Here is an 18980-nt window from a genome sequence, read left to right as displayed (position 1 = left end):
AAAAACGGGCTCAGGGGTGTTCAGGGATAGACCTGTCCTGACAGCATCTGCAGTTGCTCGACCACAGGGCCCAGGGCCAGCGAAGGCAGGAAGGTCAGTCCACCGACCACTACCACCACGAAGACCAGCAAGCCCATGAACAGCGGCGTGGCCGTCGGGAAGGTGCCCGGCCCCGCAGGCACGGTGGGCTTGGCCGCCAGGCTGCCGGCCAGGGCCAGCATGGGCAGCAGTGTCAGATAGCGGCCAGCCAGCATGGCCAGGCCGATGGTGGTGTTGAAGAACGGCGTGTTCGCATTCAGGCCCGCAAAGGCCGAACCGTTGTTGGCCGTGCCCGAGGCATAGGCATAGAGCACCTCCGAGAAGCCGTGCGGCCCCCGGTTGGTCAGACTGGCCATGGTGTCGGGCCAGACCGCAGCCAACGCCGTGAAGCCCAGGATGGAGATCGGGTGCGCCATCACGGCCAGCATCACCAGCTTGATCTCGCGCGCCTCGATCTTCTTGCCCAGGAACTCGGGCGTGCGGCCGATCATCATGCCGGCCAGGAAAACCGTGAGGATGGCGTACTGCAGCAGGTTGATCAGGCCCACGCCGTCGCCGCCGAACACACAGTTGAGCATCATCTGCGCCAGCGGCACCAGCCCGCCCAGGGGCGTCAGCGAGTCATGCATGGCATTGACCGAGCCCGAGGTCGCGGCCGTGGTCGTGGTCACGAACAGCGCCGTATCGGCGATGCCGAAGCGCAGCTCCTTGCCCTCCATGTTGCCGCCCGGCTGGGTGGCGCTGATCTGCTGGTCGGCACCTGCGGCCGTGAGCAGCGGATTGCCGGCCTGCTCGGCCGTGAACACCAGCGCCAGAAAGCCCACGAACATCACCAGGCAGGCGCCGAACAGCACCCAGCCCTGGCGACGGCGCAGCAGCATGGAGCCGAGCGCATAGGTCAGCGCCGACGGGATCAGCAGCATGCCCAGGATGTGGAATGCGTTGGTCAGCGGCGTGGGGTTCTCGAACGGATGGGCCGCATTCATGCCGAAGAAGCCGCCACCGTTGGTGCCGATGTGCTTGATGCTCTCCAGGCTGGCCACGGGGCCGAGAAGAATCTGCTGGCGAGCGCCTTCCAGCGTCGTCGCCCAGACCTGGCCATCCAGCGTCTGAGGCACACCCTGCCACACATAGACCAGGGCCACCACAAAGCTCAGCGGCAGCATCACACGCCAGAGCATGCGCACATAGTCCACCCAGTAGTTGCCCAGGTCCGAGGCACTGGAGCGCGCCAGGCCGCGGATGACACCCGCCGCGGCGACCACGCCCGTGGTCGCGCCAGCGAACATCATGAAGGTGATGGCCACCATCTGCGTGGCGTTGGACAGGCTGCTCTCGCCCGAATACGCCTGCCAGTTGGTATTGGTCACAAAGGACACGGCCGTGTTGAAGGCCAGGTCCGGTGTCTGCGCCGCATTGCTCAGCGCATTGAGCGGCATCCAGCCCTGCAGACGCAGCAGCGCATAGCCCAGCAGCAGCATGGCGCCGTTGGACAGCAGCAGCGCCAGCCCGTAGCGCTGCCAGCCCATGCGCTCGGCCGGGTTCACGCCCAGGGCGCGAAAGCTCAGCCGCTCGATCCAGGCATGGTGCTCACTCGTGAAGCAGCGTGCCAGCCACTGCCCCATGGGCACGGCCAGCGCCGTCATCAGCAGCAGCACCAGTGCATATTCCATCCAGGTCAACCACATGGAGGTCTCCTTTCAGGCAGTCAAATCCGGCCCAGCGCCGCCACGAAGGCCAGCAGGCCCCCGAAGCAGCCCAGGCTCAGGGCGATAAAGATCAGGTCTTGCATCTGCGCCACCTCAGAACTGTTCGGGCCGCAGCAATGCGTATCCGAGGTAGACAAACACAGCCAGGGCGCCCAGGGCGCCCAGCCATCCGGTGATTTCGGTCAGGGTCATAGGGATTTCTCCCGCATCGGCGCCGCATGGCGGCACCTGTTGTTGCGATGGGGAAAACTCTAGGGCCGGGGCTGTCAAAAGCGGATTGAGATTGCGACGTGCCGTATCAAGACGGCATCAAGAAACCAGGGACACGACTTACATCCCTGTTCGCCGATATTCCCGGTGCGAAAGTAGAATGGCGGCCATTTGCGGCCTCGCTTGGCTCCATGCCCCAATGGCCGCCCGCGACAGACATTACGTCTCCCTTTCCTGGCAGGCACCGCCCTGCCTCTGCGCTCTCAATACTGTGTCATACGCCTCTGAAACCCGGCGCCGCCGGACTTTTGCCATCATTTCCCACCCCGACGCGGGCAAGACCACGCTGACCGAGAAGCTGCTGCTGTTCTCGGGCGCGATCCAGATCGCGGGCGCCGTCAAGGGCCGCAAGGCCAGCCGCCATGCCACCTCCGACTGGATGGAAATCGAAAAGCAGCGCGGCATCTCGGTGGCCAGCTCGGTCATGCAGATGAGCTACCGCGACCATGTGGTCAATCTGCTCGACACCCCGGGCCACAAGGACTTCTCGGAAGACACCTACCGCGTGCTCACGGCCGTGGACTCGGCGCTGATGGTGATCGACGCCGCCAACGGCGTGGAATCGCAGACCCGCCGCCTGATCGAGGTCTGCCGCCAGCGTGACACGCCCATCATCACCTTCGTCAACAAGATGGACCGCGAAGTGCGCGATCCGCTGGACATTCTTGACGAAGTGGAGCGCGAGCTGGGCATGCCCTGCTGCCCCGTCACCTGGCCCGTGGGCCAGGGCAAGCAGTTCGGCGGCATCATCAACCTGCTCACCCAGACCATGACGGTGTTCCAGCCCGGCAGCGAACGCCGCCCCCAGGACTTCGAGGCCATCCCCCTGGCCGAGGCCGACAAGCTGCGCGCGCGCTTCGGGCAGGCCTTTGACGACGCGCTCGACAGCATGGAACTGGCCCAGGGCGCCTCGGCCCCCTGGGACCATGAGGCCTTCCTGGCCGGCAAGCTCACGCCGGTCTTCTTCGGCTCGGGCGTGAACAACTTCGGTGTCATGGAAGTGCTGGATGCCGTGGTCGACATGTCGCCCCCGCCCGGCCCCCGCAAAAGCTCGCTGCTGGTCAACAAGCAGCCTGTGGAAAAGATCATCCACCCCGAGGACGAAGGCTTCTCCGGCGTGGTCTTCAAGGTCCAGGCCAACATGGATGCCAACCACCGTGACCGCATCGCCTTCGTGCGCGTGGCCTCGGGCAAGTACACGCCCGGCATGAAGATGAAGGTGCAGCGCACCGCCAAGGAACTGCGTCCCACCTCGGTCGTGACCTTCATGAGCCAGCGCCGCGAAGCCGTCGAAGAAGCCTATGCGGGCGACATCATCGGCTTCACCACGCATGGTGGCGTGCAGTTGGGCGACACCATCACCGACGGCGCGAGCCTGCAATTCACGGGCCTGCCCTTCTTCGCCCCTGAAATGTTCATGACCGTGGTGCTCAAGAACCCGCTGCGCACCAAACAGCTGCAGCAGGGCCTGATGCAGCTGGGCGAGGAAGGCGCCATCCAGGTCTTCAAACCCGAAGCCGGCGGCAACATGCTGCTGGGCGCCGTGGGCCAGCTGCAGTTCGAAGTGGTGCAGCACCGCCTGAACACCGAATACGACTGCGACATCCGTCTGGAAGGCTGCCAGTACACGGCCGCCCGCTGGATCACGGCCGACACGCCGGGCGAACTGCGCGAATTCGAGAACGCCTACCCGCTGCGCATGGCGCGCGATGCGGCCGACACGCTGGCCTATCTGTGCACGTCACCCTATGACGTGCGATTGGCGCAGGAGCGGTTTCCGAAGATCCATTTCCATCCGCTGCGCGAGCATGCGGGGTTGGCGCTGCAGGCCAACACATAACGACAACACCATGGCATCCACATCCGCCACGCCCCCGGGCAACAACTTCGACTTCATCCGTATCGTTGCAGCCTCCATGGTCCTGGTCAGCCACCACTATGCGCTGACCGGGCAGATGGAGCCGTCGTTTTTTGGCCTGTACAGCCTTGGCGGGTTGGCGGTCACCATCTTTTTCATCATCAGCGGCTATCTGGTCATGACCAGTTGGCAAAGAGACCCCAATGTGTTCCGCTTTGGACTGCGGCGTTTCTTGCGTATATGGCCAGCACTGACTTTCGTGGTAATTTTCGTGGCCTATGGGCTTGGTACATGGGTGACGACGCTTCCCGCCCGGGAGTATCTGCAGCATGGTGCCACGTCAGCCTACCTTGCTACCCTGTGGATGAAAATTCACTACGTGCTGCCGGGGGTCTTCGAACGCAACCCCTATGCTCTGGGCGTGAATGGATCCCTATGGACTATTCCGTATGAAGTGCGCTGCTATATCGTTCTAGGCACCGCAGGAGCCCTGGGCTTGCTCAAGCGAAAAACTATTCTCTTGGCGGCCATTGCTATCTTCATGGCCTGGTATTTCAAAAAAAGTAACCCTGATATCACTGGGGCCCTGAACTATGGCAGGGAGCTCAGCGCTTTCTTTCTAGCCGGCGTAGCACTGTGCGCGCTGCAGCCGTACTGGCAACGGAATCCCCTGCTCTGGTTTTCCATAATTGGAACTGGATTCATCGCCTTTTGGTACGTGGACTGGAAGCACACGGCAATGCTTCTCGGCCTTCCTTTTCTCGTCATCTTCATTGGCAATCTTGCCTCGCCCGTCATCTCTCAAGCCGGTCGCTGGGGTGATCCATCCTACGGCATATACCTTTTCGCATTCCCCATACAGCAGACCGTAATTCTTTACACCTGGCCTGCCTCGGGATTTCTGGGCACAATGGCTTTATCCATGGCGATAACAGTCGCGATGGCATATGCCAGTTGGCATATCATTGAGAAACAAGCGCTAAAATTCAAGCCTCGCAAGTCATGAACACAATGATTACCCAACGCCATTCTTTTTTGCGATTCTCAGGCATATTTCTGCTAATTGCAATCATTTATCTGGCGTGGCTAGTAGCCTGTTGGCCAGGCATTCTTGGCCAAGATAGCCTGGCTATCATGCTGCAGGTGGATACACAGCGGAAATTTGAATCCGGAAAACCTGTTTTCTGGTACATGTACAATCTTCTTTTCTATGGCACCACTGGACGAACTGAGGTACCCATAGGCGTCCAGCTTCTCATATGCGCGATTATCTGCGCGCGCATCCTCTTCTGGATGCTGGAACGGCAGCTGTACAAAAGCTTCGCCTACTGCCTTTTCTTCGTCGCTCTGGCCCCGAGCGTCGTCTTCTATGCCAGTAGCATGTACTCAGATGGAGTCTATGCGGTCACATTGAGTGGCATGCTGTTCGAAGCCTGGAGGTGCATACGACGACGTCAGATCGATTCTTGGTCGGCCTTCATTTTCCTTCTTACGATTCCATTTGCCATCTTCTCCAGGCCCAATGGAATTATCAACTTCATCCCTCTGCTCGTGCTCGGCTGGGTGCTAGCACGCCCCCAGCGTCTGCGGCTCTTAGCAATCGTCATACCATGGTGCACCGTCATGCTTTACGGGCATATCAGCTTCAAGAGCAACTACAGCATAGGAACCATTTTTCCTGTGGCACTTTACGAAACCGTTGGGTTTCTTGAGCACCGCCCTATGGGCCTCTGGGAACACAATCAACCACGCATCACGCCCAAGACCCTTGAGGCGCTGACCTCGCTGGGCAGCTCCATCGAGCACATTCAAGAATTCTACGATCACTACTATTGGGATCCTCTGGTATTTTTCCCACAAGGCCCTGCCCTGCTCTCGCTCTCCAAAAAGGATCGGCGAACCATTGTTCGCGAGTTCTTCAAATACAACCTCTGGCATAACTTCCCTGCTTTTGCAGCAAGTCGGGTCAATATCTTCCTTTATTCGGCTCTTGCCAATGGCGGGTTTCCTGGGCCCACCTACAACAAGATCATACTTCCACAAACAAAGTCCATTTCCAAGCCCAACATCCATCAATGGGTCACAGACAAACCTCTGCTCGATTATTTTGAATTCTCCATGAATCACCGTGGAATATTCTGGGCGCCCTGGGTTGGGTTAATCTTGATTTTCATGGCAAGCTATCGCTTCATCAAGAACAGAAATCTGGGGGATGGCGTAGTTGCGGCCACCTATACAATACAGTTGGCAGCTGTATTCATATTCTCCATTGCGGGAGAGTATCGATATCTCTTAGCCTTCTTCACAGCTCCCTTGGTGCTGCTTCCTCTCCTACAGACCTCATCACAGGACAATGTCTAAGTTCACCATTGCACTCACCTTGCTATGCGTACTGTGTATCAGCTTGGGCCAGATTCTCTTCAAGAAGGCTGCAGCAGCCTTTACCGATCCCATGACGTGGCAAGCTTTGGTGCTAAACAGCTGGCTCATTGCTTCACTGATTCTTTACGGCCTGACCACCATAGGGTGGGTATGGATACTCAAGAATGTCCCACTTCACCTAGCCTATCCATTTATGGGATTGGCATTCCTGATTGTTCCCTTGCTTGCCTGGCTCATATTAGGCGAGCCTTTGCACTGGAAGACGTTTGCCGGCGGCCTGCTGATCCTAGCTGGCGTTGCCCTTGCCTCTCTTTAAGTTGCTAGCTATTCGAAATACAAAAACCATTCCACAGCAGCATCCACACCACAAAAACATCCGACTACTTTCCAAAAATTTATTGATACTTACGCCAAAAGCTCTCCATAAATTTGAATGACTTTTGACCTCAAAGAACCAGCAAGATAAATGACAAAAGACTTGAGTTGGATACAAGCATTACGGGGAATTGCAGCACTCATGGTGCTATTTTTTCACATGAGTCCACATTGGGAACTTGCCCCCGCTCTTACATCCGCGACAGGAGTCATGAAATGGGGATTCTCAGGCGTAGACATATTTTTTGCCCTCAGTGGATTTGTTGTCTATCGATCATCACGTCGGACAGCCGCATCAGAGGGGCTCTGGGTTTTTGTCAAAAAACGTCTTCTCCGTATCTATCTTGGTTATTGGCCAGTCCTGATACTAATCGCATTGACAACCATTTTCATCTATAACGAGAGTCTTCCCAATGTGAAGAAGATGGTGTTCAGCATCCTGCTTCTTTATCCCAATATCTGGGACAACTGGCTTCTTCCCGCATGGTCGCTGACGATGGAGATCTACTTTTATCTGTGGATCGCACTCATAGCGCTGCTGCCGCAGCACCATCAGCTCAAGGGCATTGTTTGCGCCTTGGTGATGCTGACTATTTGGAATGCCGGTTGGCTGATTGCAGATCGCCCCAGCGTTTTCGTCGGCCAGCAGCCCCTGCGTTATCTGCTGACGGGACTGGGCCTGGAATTTTTCGCCGGTGCACTGATCTCCCATATTTACAGCCAAGGCCAGCGCTTCAGCCGCAGCCATCTATGGATTCCCATGTGCGTGAGCCTGGCCTGTGCCAGCCTCGCACTGGGCATGACCTCGCCCTATTTCGACCGCGTGGAAATCATGCGCGCGACCAGCTTCGGAGTCATGGGCATCTCAGTGGTGGTGCTGGCGCTGTCGCTGGAGCAGACACGCTTGACTCCGCCCTCGTGGCTCGTCCGCGTGGGAGATGCCTCCTACAGCCTTTATCTGCTACATACATTTTTGCTGGATGTCAGCGGCAGGCTACGCCTCAAATACCAGATCAACTCGCCCGCCGAGTTGCTTACTTTCATGCTTGCTCTGCCCGTGGTAATCGTTCTGATCAGCATGTGCTGGTACCGCTGGGTGGAGAAACCCATCATGGCAAGGGCTTTGCCGGCGGGAAATAAGACCCGGGCACCAAGCAGCCCTGTCGGGCTCCACACATAAGATGAGTGCCCGGCCTTGAGGCCCTCAAACGACACATACCGCTTGGCAACTCAAAGATATTCAGCTTGCCGAAGCACGCGGACTGGAGCGGCAGCCTTCCCCCTGAGACAACAGAGAGCAACTACCAATGACAATGCGCATAGCCGTCGCCATCCCCTGCTACAAGGTCACCCAGCATGTGCTCGGTGTCATCCATGCCATCGGCCCCGAGGTCGAGGCCATCTATGCCGTGGACGATGCCTGCCCCGTCGGCAGCGGACGCTTCATTGAGGAACACAACACCGACCCGCGCGTACGTGTGCTCTACAATCCAGAGAACCGGGGCGTCGGCGGAGCCATCGTCACAGCCTACAAGGCAGCCATTGCCGACGGCATGGAGATCGTGGTCAAGATTGACGGCGACGGCCAGATGGACCCTTCATTGCTGCCGCTGTTCGTGCGGCCACTGCTGCGCAAACAGGCCGACTACACCAAGGGCAACCGTTTCTACCGGCCGGAGTCCGTGCAGGATATGCCGCCTGTGCGCCTGTTCGGCAATGCGGTTCTGTCCTTCATGACCAAGCTCAGCTGCGGCTACTGGAACGTGATGGACCCCACCAACGGCTACACCGCCGTGCGCACCTGCGTGCTGGCCGAGTTGCCACTGGACAAGCTGGAGAACCGCTACTTCTTCGAGACCGACATGCTGTTTCGCTTGAACACGGTGCGCGCCGTAGTCAAGGATGTGCCCATGGATTCTGTCTACGCGGATGAAGAATCCAACCTCAAGATCGGCAAGGTGCTGCCTGAGTTCCTGCGCAAGCATGCTTCGCGCCTATGGCGGCGCTACGTCTACAACTATCTGGTGCGCGACTTCAATATAGGCACGATATACAGCCTGAGCGGTACGCTGCTTGTCTTGTTGGGCACACTCTTCGGTCTCTGGCATTGGATTGGGAGCGGCAGCCATCCCGCGACCAGTGGCACCGTCATGCTTGCGGCCCTGCCCATCATCATCGGTATCCAGTGCCTGATCGCCTTTCTGCACTATGACGTCGACAGTGTTCCCTCCGAGCCTGTCAGCCTTTCTCTGGAAGACTCGGCCAATTGATACGTAACGATCAACGTATCCAGTACGCCACCCCGTCGCACAGTCCAATGCAAAAACATCTTCGTCTTTCCTTGGCGGTGCTTGCACTTGCATGTACCGCCTCTGCCAGCGGATCGCAAGCGGCCTCACCTTCTCGGTCGCCGCTTATCCTCGCTCCCAGCATCGAAGGATGGTTCATCTGCGATGAGGCTGCTGGCAATGCGAAGTTGAGAACGCTCGAGGAATTGTTCAATTTCTGCCGCACGAGAGGCCTTGATGGCGCTTCAGCCATCGAGCAATTGCTGGACAAGCTGGAGCCGGGCGGGCCCCAAGGCTCCGTCCAAGTGGGCTATACCATCACCCTGCCCCTGCTGCCGCTGTATCGGCACACCGCTCAAGGCTGGGAGATCGACGCATCCCGTGTGGAAAGCTTTTTGAATGTCATCCGCAAGGTGGAGCGCCCGGTTGTGGTCTACCTCATGGCAGATCACTTCGACTCCACGGGCCCCATCGTCGTCGACCTTGCCCAAGATCCCCGCAACCTCATGCGGTTGCGCGACGACAAACCGCTGGAGCTTGGCTACTTCGGCTACCGGATCATGCCGTACACGCTGTCGGACGATCCCGCGATTCCTGTCAACCAGTACCGGTTCAAGGCATTGGAGTACGTTGCTAGGAAAATCCTGGAACTGCCCGAGGCGGTGCAAAAGCGCATCGTCGCCTATACGCTGCCGGGCGAACTGCACCACATGTTCCCTGACTTCGAGAACGGCATGGGCGCCTACCAATCCATCCAGGTCACAGACTACAGTCCGGATTCCGTTGCAGGCTTTCGGCGCTGGTTGCAGTCCAAGTACAAGGATGTGGGACAGCTGAAAAAGCAGACCGGACTGGACTATCCTTCGTTTGATGCCGTCCCAGCCCCATCCAAGGACATTCGCAAGGAGCGCCTGAGCTCCTTTGGCGAGCACTATGACGCCTTCGCAGGTGGCACGCTGCCGATTGCAGGCTGGCTGTGGGACCCTGAGCAGGCCGTGAAAAAGCTGGATCTGTACGTGGATGGCAAATTCGTCGCGCCTGTTGCCCGCGGCCTGGGCAGGCTGGATGTCTACCGTGCCTTGGATGCGATCACCGATCCCAACACTGGCTTTCGGCATGACTTGGACTATCGAGACCTGCCGCCAGGAAAGCACATCGCACAGGTCGTTGCCGCAACCCATGAACGACGGTACCTGCTGGCCAATGTGGAGTTTATGGTCGTTCCGCGCGACCAGAGCAAGGTATCGGCACAGCCGCCCAAGCGACTGGGATGGATGCAGCGGATCTCAACGCTGCGCGGAGTGCGCACCTGGCTGGACATGCCGGCCGGACCGCAAGACCTCTACTACAACCCGTTGGCGCACGACTGGAACACATACCGCGAATCGCAGGTGTACGGTCTTCTGAAAGCCTTCCACCAAAAGGCCGTAGATGCAGGGCTGCCGGCTGAAAAAATCTACTCGCATCAGATCGTGGCGAATGTGAACTCGTCCTGGAACCCGCAATTGCTTGCCTCCGACAAGACGATCGGTGGCGATACACCCTGGCGAACCGGCGTGAACATGTATGGCGGCACCACCAACAGCGAGTGGATGCGCAACTACATGAGGCAAATTGGCATCACCAGTTACGGCGTCCCAGAGTTCAACCCGCAGCAGTGGAAGCGCGAAGGAGCGCACCTGAAAGCCATGCAGTCGCACTATGACAACGGCGCAACCTTCATCAGTCCCTACTACTTCTCGCTGATTCCCGCCCGCCTGGGCGCGGCCGAACACGGCGTCAACCGCATGGAGCTGTCCCCAGACAACCCCAAGGACGGCTCCGACAAGTTCTACAAGGCCATCGTCGAGTTCGCCAGGCAGTAGGATGGAGCCCTTGCGCGCACGGTCCGTGCGTGCAAACGCTGCCCTTCTACAAGCCGCCCCGGGCGGCTTTTTGCATTTTGACGACCGTGCCTACAACCCTCCAGCCGCTGTCCCTCTGGACACCTCCCGCATCGCCGCTCGGCATCCTCACCGACATCGACGACACCCTGACCACGGAAGGCGTGGTGCCGGCCCATGTCGTTGATGCCATTGCCCAGCTCAAGCAGTCCGGGCTGCGCGTGGTACCGATCACCGGCCGCCCCGTAGGCTGGAGCGAGCCGTTTGCCCAGGCCTGGCCCGTGGATGCCATCGTGGCCGAGAACGGCGCCGTGGCACTGCGGCGCAATGCGCAGGGCGGGCTGGACAAGCTCTACCAGCAGGACGAGGCCACACGCACTGCCAACTACGCGCGCATGCAGCAGGTGCTGGCCGAGATCGAGGCCACCGTGCCCGGCGCGCTGCGCGCCACCGACTCGGCGGGCCGCGAATGCGACATTGCCGTGGACCACAGCGAATTCGCGCAGATGCCCCAGCAGGACATTGACCGGTGCGTGGCCATCATGAAGGCGGCGGGCATGAACGCCACCGTCAGCTCCATCCACATCAACGGCTGGTTTGGCGCGCACAACAAGCTCGAAGGCGCGCGATGGATCCTGCGCACCCTGTTCGACATCGACCTCGACGCCACGCTGGACCGCTGGATCTACATCGGCGACTCCACCAACGACCAGCTGATGTTCGAGCACATGCCCCACAGCCTGGGCGTGGCCAACATCGCGCGCTTCGTGCCCCAGCTCAAGCACCTGCCTCGCCATGTCACGCAGGCCGAGCGCGGCGACGGCTTTGCCGAAATGGCGCAGTATTTGCTGTCCCAGCGCCCCTGATCCACAGGGCCGAGGGCCGGTGCTGCCCTTGCAGGCCTTCGCCCTCGACCACCCCTCCTGATCTGCGGGACCCGCGCCCCCTCCGCAGACACCATCACCCTCAGCACAGGCAACCGCCCGGCGCAGGCGGGCTGCGCACCCTCTTTCCCCCATTCGACAGAGCAAATCTAGGACTATTCCTAGATTCAGGCTCAAATAATCAGAATGCGCCCTATTTCATATAACGGCGGCGCACACCTAGAATCCATCACATACCCAAAGAACAGGTTTTTTCGCCTTTTTCTTTGACATATTCTCTCCTGAACCCCGTCCGCGCCATTGGGCACTGGTGTCTTTGAGCAATTCAATTTCAAACATGCCAGAGAAACAAACCTCGCCCATCCCTCGCCAACGCTCCCTCATCCGAACAATTTCTCCATGTCAGCGCCACCACCTATTCCAGCATGAGCGCAACCCCTGCAAATCATTGACCATGCTGACAGTTACCAACCATTGGATTGATGAGGTGAACATGGAACACTGATGATTTATTAACCACTCAACCATTCACACAATCTCTTATTCCATCAGCGCATTCATCGCTGCTGGAATTTCATTTATCTCTTCAACTCGAGGGAATACCCATGAAAAAGATCGCATTGCTGACATCGGTCGCCAGCCTGGTCATGATGGCCATGAACACCGCTCAAGCAGCAGACGGCACCATCAACTTCACGGGCGAGGTGGTCACCACCACCTGCAAGGTGGACACCACGGTCGCCGGCGCAGCCAAGGACGGCGTGAAGCTGCCCAACGTGGCGAACAACCAGCTGGCCACCGTGGGCGCCACGGTCGGCCGCCAGGCGTTCTCGCTGGAACTCAGCGGCTGTGAGCTGGCCACCGCCACCTCCACAGCGCCCGTCTCCAAGGTCGCCGTGTTCTTCGAAGCCGGCCCCAACGTGGACCTGGTCACCGGCATGCTCAAGCCCGCAGCGGCCAGCGGTACTGGTGCGCCCGCCGTGGCCTCCGGTGTCCAGATCGCCATCGTGGATCCCAGCAACAACGAGCGCCTGAAGATCGGTTCCGCCCAATCGCGCTTTGTGGACATCGACAACAAGGTCGGTGGCAATGGCCGGGCCATCATGCGTTTCGCCTCCGAATACGTGGCCACCGGCCCCGTGACCGCAGGCCGTACCGACACCTCGGTGACCTACTCGCTGGTCTATCAGTAATCACTGACTTTCAGGCATATCGGCCGCCTTGCGGTGGTCGATATGCCGTGTCTTCTGCTTTCGTGACATGGGCCCGACCCCATTCTTTCGCTCAAAACCCAGAGAGTTCTCCGATGCTGACGATCAAACGTTCATATGGGCTTGCTGCCATCCTGTTGTCCCTTCTTCTTGGAGCGGCGGCACAGGCCAGCGTGACATTGACGGGCACGCGCATCATCTTCCCCAGTGGCGAGAAGGAAGCCACCATCCAGCTCACCAACGAAGGCAGCAAACCTGCCCTGGTGCAGACCTGGCTGGACAAGGGCAACAACCAGGAATCGCCTGAGAACATCGACGTTCCCTTCGTCATCACGCCCACCATCATGCGCATCGAGGCGGGCAAGAGCCAGACGTTGCGCATCATCTATTCGGGCGAAGCACTGCCTGCCGACAAGGAATCCCTGTTCTGGCTCAACGTGCTGGACGTCCCGCCCAAGGCGGAAATGGAAGGCGACTCCAACAATCTCCAGTTCGCCTTTCGAACTCGTGTCAAGCTCATGTACCGGCCCAGCAACCTGCCCGGCAATGCCCAGGAAGCTCCTGCCCAGCTTCAATGGTCGGTAGACGTTGACGCCAAAAACCAGCCTGTGTTGAAAGCACGCAATCCCAGCGCCTTTGTGGTCAATGTGGCTGGCGTTGAAGTGCAACTCGGCGGCAAATCCTTCGAGGCAGGCGTCGGGCCCGTTCTTCCCGGCCAGGTGGCCACCTTCCCAATCAAGGAACCTGCGGGTGCCAATATGGCTGGCGCGGCAGGTGCCACGGTGATGTTCAGCAGCATCAATGATTGGGGCGCCAGTCTCAACCACGAAGCCAGAATCGGAAATTCCGCCCAATAAACAGGGCAATGCGAGCAAAGCCACGCGAATCCCCCGTCCTTTCCGGCCTGATTATCTAATGCCACTGCATTTTCAGCCCGGTCAGCACACCGATACCCAGCGTTAATACCCGGCGAAACGGCATCGGTCTCTTTACCGGGACTGGCACATCGGCCTTGGCCGTTCGCTTTGCATCGGGCGCACAGCATTAGGAGATAAGCAAATGATCAGGCCAGTCTTTCCAGATTCAGAAAAGGGAATCAAAAGCCGGCATACAAGGCAAGGAAAAGGAACAATGCCGGGGCCAGGCCAAGGCCCTGCCGGATATTTCCAACTGAAGCCCGGCCATGCGCTGCTGCTCTCCGTGCTGGTGTGCTGGCAGTCCGAGGCCCAGCAGGGGCAGCAGGTCAAGGAAGTCACGACCTCCACGTCCACCGGCCAGTGGCAGCCCACGCCGGCTGCCGTCGACTTCGACCCCAGCTTTCTGAACACCGGCAAGCAGACCATTGACGTCTCGCGCTACTCGCGCGCCAACGTGGTCGCGCCCGGCAACTACAGCCCCGACATCTACATCAACGGCAACTGGGTTGGCCGCCGCGAAGTGCAGTTCAAGGCCCAGTCCGGCTCACAGGACGCGCTGCCCTGCCTGGACAAGGCCCTGCTGGAGAAGGTGGGCATCGACCTCTCACGCCTGCCGCCCGAGGCCGCCTTGAAGCTGGCGGCCGACGGTGGCTGCAACCGTCTGGACCAGATCGTTGCGGGCGCCTTGACCAGTTTCGACTTCGGCAAGCAGCGACTGGACCTGAGCGTGCCCCAGGCCTCGCTACGCCGTTCGGTGCGCGGCTATGTCAGTCCCGACCAATGGAGCGCCGGCGTGCCTGTCGGCCTGCTCGGCTACCAGTTCAACACCTACCACGGGCGCTCCAGCAACGCAGAAAACACCACGCAGAGCTACCTGGGCCTGAACGGCGGCGTCAACATCGACCGCTGGCATTTCCGGCACAACGGCTCCTTCAGCTGGGCGGACACTGGACGGGGCAACTACCAGAACATCTCCACCTACGCACAGCGCGACATTGCCGACTGGTCTTCCCAGCTCATACTGGGCGACACCTACACGGGTGGCGACCTGATGGACTCCACCTCGTTTCGCGGCATACGCTTGAACAGTGATGACCGCATGCTGCCCGACTCCCAGCGCGGCTACGCGCCCGTGGTGCGCGGCGTGGCCAACACCAATGCCCGAGTCACCATCACGCAGAACGGCATCAAGCTCTACGAAACCACGGTGGCGCCCGGCGCCTTCGTCATCAACGACCTCTATCCCACGGGCTACGGTGGCGACCTGCAAGTCAGCATTACCGAGGCCAATGGCGCCGTGCGCAGCTTCTCCGTTCCCTACGCGGCCGTGCCGCTGTCGCTGCGTGAAGGGCAGAACCGATACAGCCTCACTGCGGGCGTGGTGCGCCACCTGCCCAACACCTCGCCCATGTTCTCCCAGGCCACGTGGCAGCACGGCTTCACCAATATGCTGACAGGCTACGGCGGCGTGTCCCTGGCCAAGGGCCATATCTCGCCCATGATTGGCGCAGCGCTCACCACGCCCTGGGGCGCCTTCGGTGCAGACATCACGCACGCCTCCACCAGCATCCCCCACGACGGTTCCTTTTCCGGGCAGAGCCTGCGGGCCAGCTACGCAAAATCCTTTGCCCAGACCGGCACCCACGTGGCCATTGCCGCCTATCGCTACTCCACCAACGGATTCTTCGGCCTCAACGACGCCATGCGCGCACGGGATCAGGCCAATCTGCTACGGCCCTCCACGGACCTGTACCGGCCGCGCAACCGTGCCTCCCTGGTCATGGGCCAGCAGTTCGGGCCTGGGGGAGGCAACCTCAGCCTCACGGCGTCCACTGCCAAGTACTGGAACCGACAGGGCTCCAACGTCGACTACGCCATTGGCTACAGCAACTCGTTCCGCAACATCTCCTACAACCTCTCTGCGGCGCGCCAGCGTGATGCCTGGGGACAGTCCAACACGTTCCTGCACGTGGGCCTGTCGATTCCGCTCAGCATGGAGCGCGGCATGATGCTCTCCACCAATACCAACCGCGACTCGCGCGGCCGCGTGCAGGCCCAGGCCAACCTGTCCGGTCTGCTGGGCGACGACAACGCCATCTCCTACGGCCTCAGCGCCAACCACAACACCGGTGGAATGAATGGCAGCAGCACCAGTGCCAGCGCCAATGCCACCTACCGCGCATCGCAGACCGAACTCAGCGGCAGCGTCAGCGCCAGCAGCGGCTACCAGCAGCTCTCGGTAGGCGCGCGTGGCGCCATCGTGGCCCACCCGGGCGGCGTGACGCTGTCGCAATCGGTGTCTGACACCTTTGCCATCGTGGAGGCCAAGAACGCGGAAGGCGCGCGCATCAACAACGCGCCCGGAGTGAAGGTGGACAGCCGAGGCTATGCCGTCGTGCCCTACCTCACACCGTTCTCGATGAACGAGGTCTCCATTGATCCCAAGGGCCTTTCCACCGACGTTGAGCTCAAGGAAACCAGCCAGCACGTCGCGCCGCTGGCCGGTGCCGTGCCGCTGCTGGTCTTCAAGACGGCCTACGGCCGCTCGGCCGTGATCCGCGCGCGGCAGGCCGGCAACATGCCTGTGCCCTTTGGCGCCAGCGTGCTGGACATGGACGGCAAGGAGTTGGGCGTGATCGGCCAGGCCGGCAAGCTGCTGGCGCGCGGGCTATCAGACCAGGGCGAGCTGCAGGTGCAGTGGAAGACCGACACCGGCATGGTGGGCTGCAACCTCTCCTATACCCTGCCTGAAAGAAAGCGCAGCACCACCCACCAGCCGCCGCAAAGCCTGGAACTGCCCTGCGTGGCCAGCAACAAGCTGCTGCCTGCGGCCACCGACGTGGCATCTGCCAAGCCGGGCAAGACCGCGGCAACCTCAACCGCAACCACCAATGCCAAGACAGCCGTGGCAGGCGCCCCGGCCTCCAACGCTGCGTCGGCTGTGGCTCTGGCCGGCATCACCCAGGAACGCATGGCAGCAACGGCACCGGCCACGGCAGTCGCCAGCGCCCCGGCAGTCACTGCGGCGGCAGTGCTGCCCGCTCGTGCCACACAGCCGAGCGGCAGCCAGCAGGCACTGAAGCTGGAGCGCGACCTGGACGGCCTGCGCATGAGCGTCAAGATCAGCGCCTTGCCCACCACTGCACCAGTCATCGGCAACGCGGGCAGAACTCCCGTAGCGGCAGGGCACGACGCAGGCACCGGCAAGCACAAGCCGCCGCAGCAAACCTTGCGGGCTGACCGTCCGCTGGCCATCCTGCAGCCCAGCCTGAAGATCAGCGCCTTGAAGGCGGCGGACAAGACCTGAACCTGAGGTGAGCCCTCTTCCCAAAAGAGGGTTCGCGCTCGCCCAGGAAACACCACATGGTGCGGCAACCGACAAGCTTTTCGATAGCGCCCATTTACGCGCCAGCGGCACGCAGCAGATTGAAAAATTGAGCGGTTCAATATTGCAATACCGTGCCGGCAGCAATTCTGGCCAACTCTTGATCGATTTTCAAACAATCACACCAGTACAAATCATCCCTCAGGTGCCCGCCTGCCGCGTATCCGCCTCCACCATAAATCTTCCTTTGGGGAATGTGTTCTTTCCGTCTTCCACGCCCGTGGGCACCACAGCCAACGAACAAGCCTTCAATATTTCGCTGAATCGCGCTGGGGGCAACAGCGCAACGGCGTCCCAGGCATGCAACGCAACAGGCGTAGCCATCCAGATCACCAGGCTCGATACTCCATTGAAATTCGGCCAGAACTCCGCAGCCGCGGGCAATACCAACCAGTGGTTTGCAGGCAGCGCCGTATTTGGGCAAGGCAAACTGGATATTCCCTTGAAGGCTCGCTATCTGAAGACCGCCGCCCAGGTGACGCCGGGCAAGGCCAATGGCGCTGCCACATTCACGATGAGCTATCAGTAGCACGGTCTGGTACTTCTGAGCTTTTGGGGAACCAACGTTCATGGGTGCATTGGGCAGCCCTTACCTGATGCTCGAAAGGAAACTCCGTGAAAAATGCACTTCGCATCCTCAAAAGTTCATTTATTCCATTGACTTGGGCCTTGACTACCCCTTCAACATGGGCCTTGTGCAAATTGAACACCAGCGACGGCTTGCCGTACTTTACGGCCGAGCTCTCCGGCATGACAGTTCCCGAATTCGCGCCTGGTGACTACAACATTGGAAGCACCATCTACAAATACAGCGGTCCGTTGAAACTTACCAATAAAATCCCAGAATCCAAGAAACCACAGTTTGAATGTGTTCCTGGAATAGAAGACTACCTCACAGGCATCGGCCCTCATGAAAATGGTCTCTATGCAGCCCCTGGAACCATCAAGAACATCAAGTTAAAATTAAGCGCCTTCACAATTCCGTTCCCTTTTTTGGTCTACTCAACAGCTCCAAAGACAAGCGGCAATTGGAATGAAGCTAGCTTTTATTATGATATCGAATTAATCAAAACGGGCCCCATCTCCAGTGGGGGCATATTATCTGGCTCATTCGCTCAATCCCGCGCCAATGATGCGGCCGGACAATTGCTGGTCGATTTTCGTTTCGCGGCCCCGGTCGTCATTCGTCCCCACGTTCCTACCTGCAAGGTCAGGATGAAAGAAATAAGGTTCGACATGGGCGCCGTGCTCATGAGGTCGTCCGGTGGCGTGGGAGCCACCAGCGCCAGCAGCGAGGAACAGAACATTCAGCTGGACTGCTCGGGCGGCGATACAGGGACCGCAACGCAGGTGTACGTGACGCTGACCGATGTGACCGACCGCAACAACACGTCCTCCAACCTCACGCTGAACAGGACCTCCACGGCACGCGGCATTGCCGCGCAAATCCTCAGCAACGGCAAGCCGGTGCGGTTCGGCTCAGAGGCGGACGACACCAGCCGATGGTTGGCTGGCGACGTTCCGCAAGGGCAGACGGCGTTCTCGATTCCGCTGCAGGGGCGCTACGTTCAAACGGAAGAACGGGTTGTACCCGGCAGCGCCAATGCTTCCGCAGAGTTCACCATCCACTATCAGTAAGCGCAGGCGCTGGAGCCATCCGGGGGAAGACCCGAGAGGCCGTGAGAGCGGCCCGCCTGGACGGGTTCCATGGGACCCAGCCTACCTGGGCAAACACAAAGGGTTTACCCCCTATCAAAAAAGGTGCAACCCATGTGAAAT

The 18980-nt window shown here is 59.7% G+C and carries 15 protein-coding genes; 13 read left to right on the top strand and 2 right to left on the bottom strand.

What is annotated here, in order from left to right; all coding sequences use genetic code 11:
• Positions 1 to 20 precede the first annotated feature (20 nt).
• Positions 21 to 1727, bottom strand: a complete 1707-nt coding sequence (gene kdpA, locus GRX31_RS14350; protein ID WP_160853259.1) for a potassium-transporting ATPase subunit KdpA — start codon at positions 1725 to 1727, stop codon at positions 21 to 23.
• A gap of 114 nt (positions 1728 to 1841) precedes the next feature.
• Positions 1842 to 1940 (bottom strand): potassium-transporting ATPase subunit F, encoded by a 99-nt coding sequence (locus GRX31_RS14345; protein WP_013800438.1) that lies wholly within the window; start codon positions 1938 to 1940, stop codon positions 1842 to 1844.
• Positions 1941 to 2229: 289 nt separating this feature from the next.
• Between GRX31_RS14345 and GRX31_RS14340 the strand changes: the two genes are divergently transcribed.
• From GRX31_RS14340 to GRX31_RS14280, 13 genes are all read left to right on the top strand, one after another.
• Complete coding sequence (locus GRX31_RS14340) at positions 2230 to 3858, top strand: peptide chain release factor 3 (protein WP_074922487.1); 1629 nt, start codon at positions 2230 to 2232, stop codon at positions 3856 to 3858.
• Positions 3859 to 3868: 10 nt separating this feature from the next.
• On the top strand, positions 3869 to 4882 hold the full coding sequence (locus tag GRX31_RS14335) for an acyltransferase family protein (RefSeq protein WP_160853257.1): 1014 nt from the start codon (positions 3869 to 3871) through the stop codon (positions 4880 to 4882).
• A complete protein-coding gene (locus GRX31_RS14330; protein WP_143044602.1) occupies positions 4879 to 6237 on the top strand; it encodes a hypothetical protein in 1359 nt (452 codons plus the stop codon). Before GRX31_RS14335 ends, GRX31_RS14330 begins: the two co-directional genes overlap by 4 nt.
• Positions 6230 to 6574 carry an EamA family transporter gene (locus GRX31_RS14325; RefSeq protein ID WP_074922492.1) on the top strand — a complete coding sequence of 115 codons (345 nt, stop codon included), beginning with the start codon at positions 6230 to 6232 and terminating at the stop codon, positions 6572 to 6574. The genes GRX31_RS14330 and GRX31_RS14325 overlap by 8 nt, the downstream gene beginning before the upstream one ends.
• Before the next feature lie 150 nt (positions 6575 to 6724).
• Positions 6725 to 7813, top strand: a complete 1089-nt coding sequence (locus tag GRX31_RS14320) for an acyltransferase family protein (RefSeq protein WP_160853255.1) — start codon at positions 6725 to 6727, stop codon at positions 7811 to 7813.
• A 133-nt stretch (positions 7814 to 7946) separates the two neighbouring features.
• On the top strand, positions 7947 to 8903 hold the full coding sequence (locus GRX31_RS14315) for a glycosyltransferase family 2 protein (protein WP_202396586.1): 957 nt from the start codon (positions 7947 to 7949) through the stop codon (positions 8901 to 8903).
• Positions 8904 to 8950: 47 nt separating this feature from the next.
• A complete protein-coding gene (locus tag GRX31_RS14310; RefSeq protein WP_160853251.1) occupies positions 8951 to 10786 on the top strand; it encodes a hypothetical protein in 1836 nt (611 codons plus the stop codon).
• Between the two features lie 86 nt (positions 10787 to 10872).
• Positions 10873 to 11670: an HAD-IIB family hydrolase gene (locus GRX31_RS14305; protein WP_034349002.1), complete on the top strand. Its 798-nt coding sequence runs from the start codon at positions 10873 to 10875 to the stop codon at positions 11668 to 11670.
• Positions 11671 to 12293: 623 nt separating this feature from the next.
• Positions 12294 to 12881 carry a fimbrial protein gene (locus GRX31_RS14300; protein ID WP_043790452.1) on the top strand — a complete coding sequence of 196 codons (588 nt, stop codon included), beginning with the start codon at positions 12294 to 12296 and terminating at the stop codon, positions 12879 to 12881.
• 113 nt (positions 12882 to 12994) lie between these two features.
• The gene (locus GRX31_RS14295) at positions 12995 to 13756 is read left to right on the top strand and encodes a fimbrial biogenesis chaperone (RefSeq protein WP_047218450.1); all 762 of its coding nucleotides are present in this window, start codon (positions 12995 to 12997) and stop codon (positions 13754 to 13756) included.
• A gap of 274 nt (positions 13757 to 14030) precedes the next feature.
• A complete protein-coding gene (locus tag GRX31_RS14290; RefSeq protein ID WP_160853249.1) occupies positions 14031 to 17123 on the top strand; it encodes a fimbria/pilus outer membrane usher protein in 3093 nt (1030 codons plus the stop codon).
• 7 nt (positions 17124 to 17130) lie between these two features.
• Complete coding sequence (locus GRX31_RS30800) at positions 17131 to 17730, top strand: fimbrial protein (RefSeq protein WP_237426682.1); 600 nt, start codon at positions 17131 to 17133, stop codon at positions 17728 to 17730.
• Positions 17731 to 17816: 86 nt separating this feature from the next.
• Positions 17817 to 18839 (top strand): fimbrial protein, encoded by a 1023-nt coding sequence (locus GRX31_RS14280; RefSeq protein ID WP_337193918.1) that lies wholly within the window; start codon positions 17817 to 17819, stop codon positions 18837 to 18839.
• Positions 18840 to 18980 lie beyond the last annotated feature (141 nt).

The sequence above is a fragment of the Delftia sp. CH05 genome (genome assembly GCF_009827015.1).
Lineage (GTDB): Bacteria > Pseudomonadota > Gammaproteobacteria > Burkholderiales > Burkholderiaceae_C > Comamonas > Comamonas tsuruhatensis.
The sequence above is the reverse complement of the archived record's forward strand: the minus strand, read 5'-3'. Positions and strand labels throughout refer to the sequence as shown.